General features: G+C 47.0%; 2 protein-coding genes and 1 pseudogene. All 3 read right to left on the minus strand.

Annotated features, from left to right (window positions below):
• Positions 1–206: 206 nt before the first annotated feature.
• The gene (locus H6G14_RS15395) at positions 207–8,054 is read right to left on the minus strand and encodes a SpvB/TcaC N-terminal domain-containing protein (protein WP_242053447.1); all 7,848 of its coding nucleotides are present in this window, start codon (positions 8,052–8,054) and stop codon (positions 207–209) included.
• Positions 8,055–8,543: 489 nt separating this feature from the next.
• Positions 8,544–9,509 carry a ParB/RepB/Spo0J family partition protein gene (locus H6G14_RS15400; protein WP_190568239.1) on the minus strand — a complete coding sequence of 322 codons (966 nt, stop codon included), beginning with the start codon at positions 9,507–9,509 and terminating at the stop codon, positions 8,544–8,546.
• Between the two features lie 458 nt (positions 9,510–9,967).
• Positions 9,968–10,110 (minus strand): annotated as a pseudogene (locus H6G14_RS15405) (IS630 family transposase); the annotation flags it as partial.
• Between the last annotated feature and the right edge of the window lie 216 nt (positions 10,111–10,326).

Genomic DNA, 10,326 nt, shown 5'->3' on the forward strand with positions numbered 1-10,326 from the left:
TGTGCTGTCGAGGGTTTGCTGATTTCTCTGATTGTTCGATACCTAGTGAGTAGATGATACTTTTTATCAATCCACTCTTTTGCCATTTTGTCAATGCGTAAGTCCTATTGGTGTATTTGAGAGGTAATGTTGAGTTTTGTTTCCTCAACCCAAGCTACAAGATCGGGTGATCGCACTTTCGAGTTTTACGAAGTTGGAAAATCTCATTAGAAGTATTTGCTAATTACATAGCCTCCCCAGCCAGCTAAAGCACCTACCGCTGCTCCCGCTGCTGTGCCCACGCCAGGTACAACCGAACCTACAAGAGCGCCTACTGCTGCTCCTGAAGCAGTAGCTGCTAATGCACCTGCGCCCTCAGCAACTTCGCTACTAGCTCCTAAACTCCTAGCACCTCCTTCTGCCAGGTTTCCAACTGCAGCACCAGTTACCAAGCTTGCGCCTACAACTGGTGTATAAGCAGCCGCCGTCCCTAAAGCAGCACCAGTTGCTGTATAGCCAGCACTATATGCGTACATTGAGCCAGTTCCTAAAACAACCTCTGCTTCTGCTACTCCAGGAACTAAGGTTCTGGTTGCAGCAAGTGCAGTGTTTCCGGCACCTGTCATCAAAGATGCTCCAACACTTGGTGAAGGAACTGTACTTCCAATAGGTCTAGGGGTAGAAGATCCAGTTGAACTCCCTCCACTTCTTGGGGAACCACCACTTCGTGCAGGTGTAGCGGCAGCAGGCACTGAACCAGATGAAGCTGCTTGTTGTTGTCGCCGTGCCGCTACTGCTGGGCTACTTGCAATACGCTGTGACTCAGTTCTCCTCGGACTTGAGGTTATCTGACGTGCCTCTCGCTCATCCCAACCAGTGCCCTGAGTACGCCAACGCACAGATTGACTAGCTGATACTTGACCTTCCCGAGTTGGTGTTCCTCCGGGCGAAGATCTTGCTGTCTCTTCTTGTATTAACATTTCTTGACCCGTATGACGAGTCCTTTGAAGCGTTCTCCCAGCTTGATCTGTGATGTCAACTTCTCTCCCAGGATGAGTTCGCCTCGATCTACTGTGTAAAGCCATCATTGTGGAAGGATCATCTCTAACCTGTCGTGGAAGTTGTGTTGTCACAGATTGATCTACACGCATTGTGTGACCAGCTTGAATAGTTCGACCACTTAAACCCTGCGCTTGTCGAAAAGCACGTTGACCGCTCGCTGCTTGACGACGTGCCTGATCATACGTGACTGGTGGTCCAGCAGGGACGCTAGGAGCAGAAGCTTGTGCAAGATCTGGACGGGCATCATGTACGCCTCTAGCTGCGGCTTGAAGTGCTGGATCATCACCAATGTCTATATGTTGTCTTCCATCATGATCCAATCGCCTAATTGGATTTCCACTAACATAGGCATACACATTTACTCCATCTACTATCCCAATAGGATCTGCTGCTGCCCATCTTCCCAGCCACGATGCATAGTATCTAGCACCATGGTAGTAAAGCCCAGTTTCATCATCGCGTTCCTTGCCCGTATAGCGATAACGTTTTAACCCCACTTCTGCTACGCTGCGTCTGGCTTGATAAGAGGTACTGCCGTAGGGATAGTATTCTTCGTAGGAGATGACATTTCTTACCTCATCTAGTTCTAAACAGGCAGAGCCAAGGTGATTATCATATTGATAGCGAATGAGAGAAATGTTGAGATTGCTGCTATCATCTGTATCTAATGTTTTGGTTTCCACCAACGCAATTCGTCGCTTGTCGTCCATGACGTGCAGCGTTTCCCGCTCCAGTTTGCGAGTGGTGCCGTCACTCTCATATTCTCGGTAAATCTCAAACCCACCCAAGTAGAGCCGCTCTTGCATCCGGGTTGGAGTTGCGCCTGCTGGGGCTTGCCCCTCCGTGACTTTCCGCACTCGCTGACCGCTGGCATCGTAAACGTAATAGGTAATTTCAGGAGTACCGCCATTATTCACCACTTGCTTTGAACTTGCCTGCAACTGGTCATGGTCATCCCACTGCATCAGAGGCAGGTGGGGCATTCGAGTCATGTTACCGTGGGCATCATATTCGTAGCGAGCACCCAAAACTCCTGGTAAATCTCCGGGTAAGCTGGTGCGGCTGAGGCGGTTGTTGACTTTTCCGGCTTCAATCAAACTGGGTTCGTTGTAGGCATAGTGGCGTGTCCAGCCTCCACTTGCTGCCTGATGAATCATTGCGAGGATATTACCCACCGCATCATATTCATAGCGCTCGGTGTAATTGCCCATCGCATTGCCATCACTCGGATGAGACAGATTCATCCGAAACCCATCATCGTGATCGGTTTGGCGAGGAGGATTCAATGCGCCACCTGTTTGTCCCAAATGCTCTCGTCCAGAGGCTTTCAGCAAGCGATAGAGCGGGTCGTATTCGTAGCTGGCACTGGGTTCGACTCGTTGATTGCGGAAGTAGATAATATTTTGAATATCGGCATGGTCATAGATGTGGGTAATGTTGCCCACCGGATCGTAGCTGTAGCGTAAATCTTGGGCGCTCTGGTTTTCGTCTTCGCTAAATTGCGGACGAATAGTCAACAGGCGAGTTAAGCGAAACGTCTTGTCATCATAGTCATAGCGAGTTCTCACCTGATTGCCATACTCAATCAGCGTGCGCTGTCCCTTGGCGTTGTAATTGATATTGGTAACGGCGTGGAGATCGGCAGTAGAAGGGGTGAGTAACCCAGTGGGTGCTGTAGGTTGGCGCAACCACACATCCACTTTTTCCAACAAATTGGCTTCGTTATAGCCTGGTTGAATGATGTTGGGACGAATGCCGTTGTGGTGTGGTGTTGTTAACGTAGTCGGACGATTGAGCGCATCATAGCTAGTGAATGCAGTGAATTGCTCCGATTCCAGTTGAGGGTTGGCAGCGGTCGTGATTGCTCCCAAGTCTGTCAAATCTCGCAACGCGATCCAATCCGCCAGTTCCTTGTAGTTCTGCGCGAACTGACGACTGCTTTGCAAGAGATTGCCCTTAAAGTCATACCGCTCATTTGCCGCGACTCCCGCGCTATCGAAGTGCTGGTACACTTGCCCTCTGAGATTGCGGTCTGCTTCTGAGTGGATTTCGCCATAAATGAGGCGTTCTAGCAACCGAGGAGTAGCCGTTCCTACCTGCACAAAAACATGAGTCGGACGCTGAAGCGGATCATAGCGAGTGCTAAACATCCGATTGAGGCTATCCCATTTGCGAATCGGCTTGCCAGCCACATTATTCAACATCCAGCGATCGCCCGCATCCATACTGCGCTGCCGAATGGGGTGCCCTAACAAGTCGTAGTCATAGACCATGACCTTCCGTCCCAGAGCATCCATCACCGATCGCTGATTGCCTTCAATATCCAATTCCACCCGCGTTTCATATTTCTGAGCCGTACCATCTGGGGCAAATCCGTTATCGGCGATCGTCAAAAACGGTCGTGCCAGAGTATCGAGATGGGCGATCGTCGGTGTATTGGCGTGTTTTGCGGCTAACCAGGCAGCGCGTGTTTCCTGATTGCCGGGTTCAGATGCGGTGGGATCAGGACTGCCGCGATCGCGATACCAATCACTCTCCAACACCGTGTCGTTCTCATCCCAGGTGCTCTGCTGCCAGGCATCAAACTCCACTTTTGAGAACGTGCCATTGGGTAAATCAGTGCGAATCACCCGCTCCAGCGGATCGTAGTAAATGATCGGCGTAACGCCACACTCAACTAACCCTTGCTCGGTTTCGTAGGTATGGGTTGGGCTGAAAAAGGGTTCGTATTGTTTAACGGGTTTGCCTTTGTTGTTGTAAATCGTGCGACCTGTTCCGACCCAACGAGGATTGGTTTCTACCAAGTTTTGCTGGCACCGCAGCACCCCGTTTGCATCGCGCACCGGAGCGGGTCCTGGTTCTGCCTGCACTTTCGTTTGAATTTCCCGCCCAAACCCATCCGAATACAGGAAGCTGTGCTGAATTTTGGTCTGTTCTCCCGCTGCTAAATCGGCGGTGTGGGTTTCTCGTACCAGAGTGTAAACTATGACGGGCTGTCCGGTTTCTGAACCATCGGGTAAAACTTGCCGAGTGCGACGATACCGTTCTAAGTCATACACCAATCGTGTAGTTGCATTCGCCAAAATTTCGTGAGGATTCGTCAGCGGATTATCGATATGATTGGCGATCGCACTGTCATCCAAATCCGCCACAAAGCCTGTCAGGTTATCGCCCTTGTTCTCCGCAACTTTTCCCATTACGGCAGTACCCACCACCATCCCCAATGCATCAAACGCCACCTGAGCGCGATTGCCATTTGGGTCAGTCACTTCCCAGGGTTGCATCACCCGATAATCATTCCGCACTTGAATCACATTGGTTTGAGGGGCAGGCAATGCATCTCGTGTTTGCTCTGCTAACAACCCGTAGGTGTCATAGACAGTGGTGTAAATGCCCCCAAAGGGATCTTTGACTTGCGTAGGTAGATAGAACTGGACTGGATCAAATGTCTGCCGTCCTGACGAAATCCACCAACCCCCATCCTCTTGGGTATACTTGCCTTCTGCTAACAACAACGCATTCAAGTCACCTGTACTGATCTTGCTGCCATAGATCTGTGTCAGCAATCCAGGTGTAAACGCCAGTTTGAAACTTTCACCGGGGAGTGCCAGCGATTCCACTTCGCACACAGGAAGCAGCGTGGGATCGGTCGTGTTTGCTTGATTATTGGGACGATAGCGCGATCGCACCCACTCAATTAACCGCCGCTGCATGCCACTGGTGGGCTGGTCTTCGTAATTGACTTCACCATCGGAAATGAGAATCAGGCTGCCTGGTTTGACTGGATCGGGTTGCACAAAGTCGGAGATCTGAAACCGACTACCCGTTTTTGCATAATCCGTCAGTTCATAGGTGCGAGTTTCGATCGGGATACCAATGCGATACCAGGTTTCCTCATCAGGCTTATTCGTCACCTGATTCTCGGTGTAAGTAATCAGGGTTTTGCCCTGCTCTGAATAAGCTGGAGTACGACGAGGATAGGCGATCGCCACACTCTTCAACCCATTGCCAAATTCATCCACTTCCAGAGTGATCGCATGAGTAATTCGGGGATCATTGGGATTGCGTTCATAGTGGTAATCAATCGTTTCGCGATCGTGGGCGTAAAATACCGCATGACGATTTGCTTGCTGACCCTGAATCAAGCGAATTTCGTAGTTACGCTCCGACACGCTATAGGGATGTTCTTCCTTGTCTGAACCATCCAGCGCATAAATTTCCTGTCGGAGAATGCGACCTTTGAGCGATCGCACTGCCTCCCGCTCTTCCTGAACCGTCAACCCCAATGGCAAAATCGTATCTGGCAGCAATGTGGTTTGAAACCTTGCCTCACGGGATTGCCGTTCTGCCTCGGTTGCATTGTCAGGAATACGATACTGAGGCTCTCGATAGTACTCCTGCTCAGCAAAAAAGTTGGAGATGCGATCGCGATCGATATAAACTCCGGTGTGGAACCAAGTCTTTGTCACTACCGGAGGAACGTGCAGAGCTTGCTCCAAAGCATTGGTACCGCCTCCCTGCTGGAACACCCCATAATCCTCAGTGTCCCACTGCTCCACAAACCCAAACCCTCGAAACTCCCGCTCCTCACCGTCGAAATAACCGTGATGGTAGGCATAGCGAGTCACAAAGCGATTACCAGAGATATAATCCCGTGTCTCCACCCGCTCCACCACATGCACCGGGAACGGCAGCTTTGTAATCCAGGGCGTACCCGCTAACCGATCTTCCAAGTAGAACTTAGTCGAAGGCGCATACTGCACCACCGTTTCTGCACCCAGGTTGTTGACGGTCTTGATCAGCAGATGCGGTTTCTGCCCACCCATTAGGTCGATGTAGCGCATCACACGGGTCGTATCTCCTAGCAATGGGGATGACCACACCAAACAAGCAGTTCCGTTACCCAGCAAATCAAGCGTTGTCACCGAAACCACATTGTCGATCGCTGGGAAATACCTCAACGTGCGCTTCGCCGCCCAACCGTTGCCTGACTGATTAAAATAAACCTGTACCCCTTTACCACTCAGGTACAAAATATCCGTCGTCCCAGAACCGTCAATATCAGCTAACAGAATCCGGCGCTGGTTGAAAATATCCGGCGCATCAAACCAAGGCGAATTATCCATCGTCACCTTAGTACCAAATCGCCCATATCCCAGATTTGCCCAATAACACACCTCCCCATTGCGAATCCGCACAATATCCGTCAGCCCATCCCCCGACATGTCCGCCAGATAAATTGACTGGGTACTGTCAAAAAACACAATGCGCGGTCCTTTCTCCTCATCCCAAGGTTGATGTACCCGTTCTGCTGCCCCAAACCCATCTTCTGCTAGAGATGGATGCCAAACAAAACAATCATCTTCTGTAATCAGAATGTCGCTGTGTCCATCACCATCTAAGTCAATAAATTTCAAATTCGGGTTATCCCAATCCAGGTTGGGCAAAGACTTAAAAGCAACAAATGATTCCCAACCTTCGTTGTGAGTACGTTCGTAAAAACCAGGGATGGGACTGCGTAAAGTTACCAAGTCAAGTTGACCGTCCCCTGCTAAGTCAAGAAACTGTGCGCCATTAGAAAGAGCAGTTGCAGGTTTACTAGCTACTAACTCAACTGGGGCAAAGCGTGCCTCAACATGCTTAGAGCCATCAATTTGGATGGTATTAACTGGGCTGAGATTGCGCTTATAAAACCACCCACTGCCTTGCTCAGTCAAAATTCCCGACAATCCTTCTCCATCTAAATCGACCCACTGGTATTTTGTGCCATCCATCCCAGAAGGCAGATTTTCTAAACTGGCAGGTTCGACTTCACGTACTGTTTCATCAATGTTGGCTTCATTGTAGGTAAACTCCAGAGGCGGCAAGGATTTCTGGATATAGCCGCCTTCAGGATTTCGTTTGTAGCCCGTCTGCTGGACTGAAAGTAATAACGAGTAAATAGGATTGCGGACACTGGTGGGGTTTTGTTCGTAGGAATAGGTAAAGTCGAGCGATCGCACCAAACAATTACTGCCTACGTCTGCCTCATCAGGAAAGTGATGGAACATCAGCACCCGTTGACAAAGGCGATACATCCGCACTTCAAAGCCCGATCGGTAAGAAGAAAACGGATCGTTCCGCACCGTCCACAGCCCTGCATCACTCGGTTTGGGATTCGCTACATCATGTTCTCCATAATCAAACACGATTTCAAACAGCCAATCCGTTCGCGCACTCAAATCTTCATTGGGTTGTCGGGGAGTGCGATTGCCATAGTAGATGTGTTTGAGATATCGATTAGCTGAGCGACTCTCGATCGTGCGGTTGTATTCGTGAGCTTGGGCAATATCAATTCCCTCAGAATTCTCAGGCTTGTAGCTGTAGCGAATCGCATTGCCCTTGTCGTCATAGCTCTCGCAGATCAACCAGCTAAACACATGGGTTGGATCAGCAGGGTCAGCAATGCGGCTCTCATCCGTCTTGCCATACAGCGTTGTAATGTTGTCCTTGGAAAGCGATCGCCAGTGCATTTCCCCCGACTCTACATTCGTCCAACGTTCAATTCGAGCAAACAACCCCTCAATGCGAGGACGATACTTGCGAATGCGGTAGCCATCTCGAATAGTTTCATCGACTGTGCCATCCACTTTCAGCACAGGCACCAAGTCTTCCGCTCCCGAAAGGAGAAAAACATCTGACTCCTCGCTGTCCCAATAACGCGGCAACCCCTTGTCCGTCTTGCGAGTAATCGACGGTAGTGAAAGGCTCCAGCCCATGCCAAAGATGCCATTGCCCGCCCCGGAGTCATAGGAAAGCGACAGTTGCGGGCCAAACCCAGAGCGACCGGGACTGGTGGCAATGGGTACACTCATGGAGCCAGTTCCAGTTACGGGGTTAGCTGCAAACTTCTCACCCATTCCTTTGATTGCCCCTCCCCCCTTGGGTAAGGATACAGCCTGGGTAGGTGCGAAGTAGTTTTTATCCTGCTCTGTGGCTGATTTACTATCATTTTGGCTTGGGCGATCAAGCATAAATCTATGCCTTTAAAATATTAGAACTGGATTTAATCAATGGACAATTCACATATCCAATACTTATGAGTTTCAAAGAAAGATAAACAAATAAAAAATAAAAATACTTGTATTTCTTGCTTTCCAAACTCGCACAAAAACAGCAAGAAGATACAATATTCCCGAACTAGAACAATTCAAAAATTCGCCTAAAAATTGATGTTATACAAACTAGAAATAATTTATCTATCTTTTGATAGATGTATCGTATGCAAATAATGTATTTTGATTTTTCGGTATTAATATGTTAGTTGGGTATTGTAATTAACCAACCTATTTTCCCTATTATCAAAAAACCAACACAGAACAAGTAATACATACTTTAAAAATTCTGCGTCAACTAGGCGGTTATTTCTTTACTTCTTCAGAAATATTTACACAAAGATTTTACAAAAGTTAGATAGGCTTACAGTACCTTTGAGGCTAATTTTTGCTTATTTCACTACTACATCAATCTTCTGTACTCAGAAGCCCTTGCAGTTCTGCCAGCAAAGATTTCAACTTTTCTTGTTTATCAGGATTAGACCATACCTTAGACTTTTTGACTTTTTTGTAAGTCTTATCCAAAAGTTTTTGTAGGTCTCCACTTTCAGATGGTGGTTGTAAAGCTTTTACCTGCTCTCGAATTTGGCTTAATGATAATGAATGCTCGATGGCAGCTTCTAAAAGCTCCATACGTTCAGAATCTGATGAAACCTTATCTATCTCTCTTGCTTTAGTATATTCAATTTGCCCAGAGCGGAGAGCCTCTAATATATCAATGTGAAGTTTGAGCAGGGGTAGCCTATGGGTTCTAAATGCCTCAGGAGTTATTCTGCCAATGGTTTTAAATATTTCTTCAACTAAAAATGAATCTTCTGGGCGGACATCGTTGTCCGCTAAACCTCGTTTGACTTTCGCTATTTTATTTAATAACGAAATGGCTCCTTCCCTATCAGTGTCTAGTCTCAAAGCCAGTAAATCTAAAATTCCTTCTGTCTCCTCTACAGGATTCAGGTCTTCACGCTGTAAATTCTCCGTCAGTGCATATTGTATTGCTTGAGAGTCTGACATCTCTTGTATAGTTACTGGCACTTCGGAAAAAGATGCTTCTTTTGCAGCTTTGTATCTTCTCTCACCAGCCACTAATTCATATTTATCTCCCACTGGTCGTACCAAAAGGGGGACTAAGATACCATCGCGCCTGACAGACTCTACCAGAGATTGCATTGCTTTAGCTGCAAAATAGCGACGGGGTTGAGTTGTTGGTATGATAATCTCGTCTATGAGTATTTTCGTGATAGCAGCAAAATTAGAATCTTTTTTTTTATCTACCAACAACGTAGTTTCAGAAACTACATCTTGTGAATCTTCTTTTTTCGCTCTAGGCTTTCTTGTTTTTGCAGATGTTTGTTGGCTAGTTGCTCTAGGACTCACATTAAAATCTCTCTACGGAGTGTTATCTATACTTTGTGTGGCAGTGATACAAAATTGTTAGGAGTTACAGAACTATATTTAATAAAATCTTTCACTCTACCTTCATAATATCCCTTTTTTATGTCTCTGGTGAAATAAAAATAAGACACTAACTTTGAATTTTATTCAAGACCTTGGCTTGAATGCTTGTTTCAGATAGAACTTATGCATTGTCAATTTCAACCAGTTCCTTTCTACTACTCTGTCAATCGCCAGAGCTGATTCATTCCCCAATAAGCTATAAAAATCAAGGGTTATAGCAAAATAAAATTGATGATTTTGCTACTTGCGTATCCAGAAAATAGACAACCACACTGTTATTTATGTGCTTAAAAGTCTGTTTCATCGTTACTCATACTTATGATTTTTATCGCTAACCATCTTGACAAATCCTGTTTGAAAAGGAATGAAACAGCCCTGCCTTCTATGCGGTTAGTGTCTACCAAGAGCATAATCCTTGCATGGTTCACTTTGTAGGCGGCAGCTTTTCCTTTCTTAGTCAACTCTTCTAGTTGCACTCGCTCTTGATCTGTCAAGGGACAATGTACTTTTTCTTCGGCATTAGTGCTTGGTGTCCTCTGGGGCTATTGCTTTTAGATTATTCTCCCTGACTTTATCCCTCAATTCAAACTTTACAGACTACTACTTCAAACTGTAAACATAACCATAGTGGCAAACATGAAAAATGTTACTACTGATTCAGCGTTAAGCAAGAAGTAATCAAAAATTATGTATATTTTTTTACTGTATAAATTTTTAGAGCTACGCTGAACTATGT

This window comes from Nostoc parmelioides FACHB-3921 (assembly GCF_014696625.1).
GTDB classification, from domain to species: domain Bacteria; phylum Cyanobacteriota; class Cyanobacteriia; order Cyanobacteriales; family Nostocaceae; genus Trichormus; species Trichormus parmelioides.

What these genes read in the sequence shown, in the direction of transcription:
- H6G14_RS15395 (WP_242053447.1), bottom strand. Translation starts at nt 8,054, where the DNA reads ATGCTTGATCGCCCAAGCCAAAATGATAGTAAATCAGCCACAGAGCAG.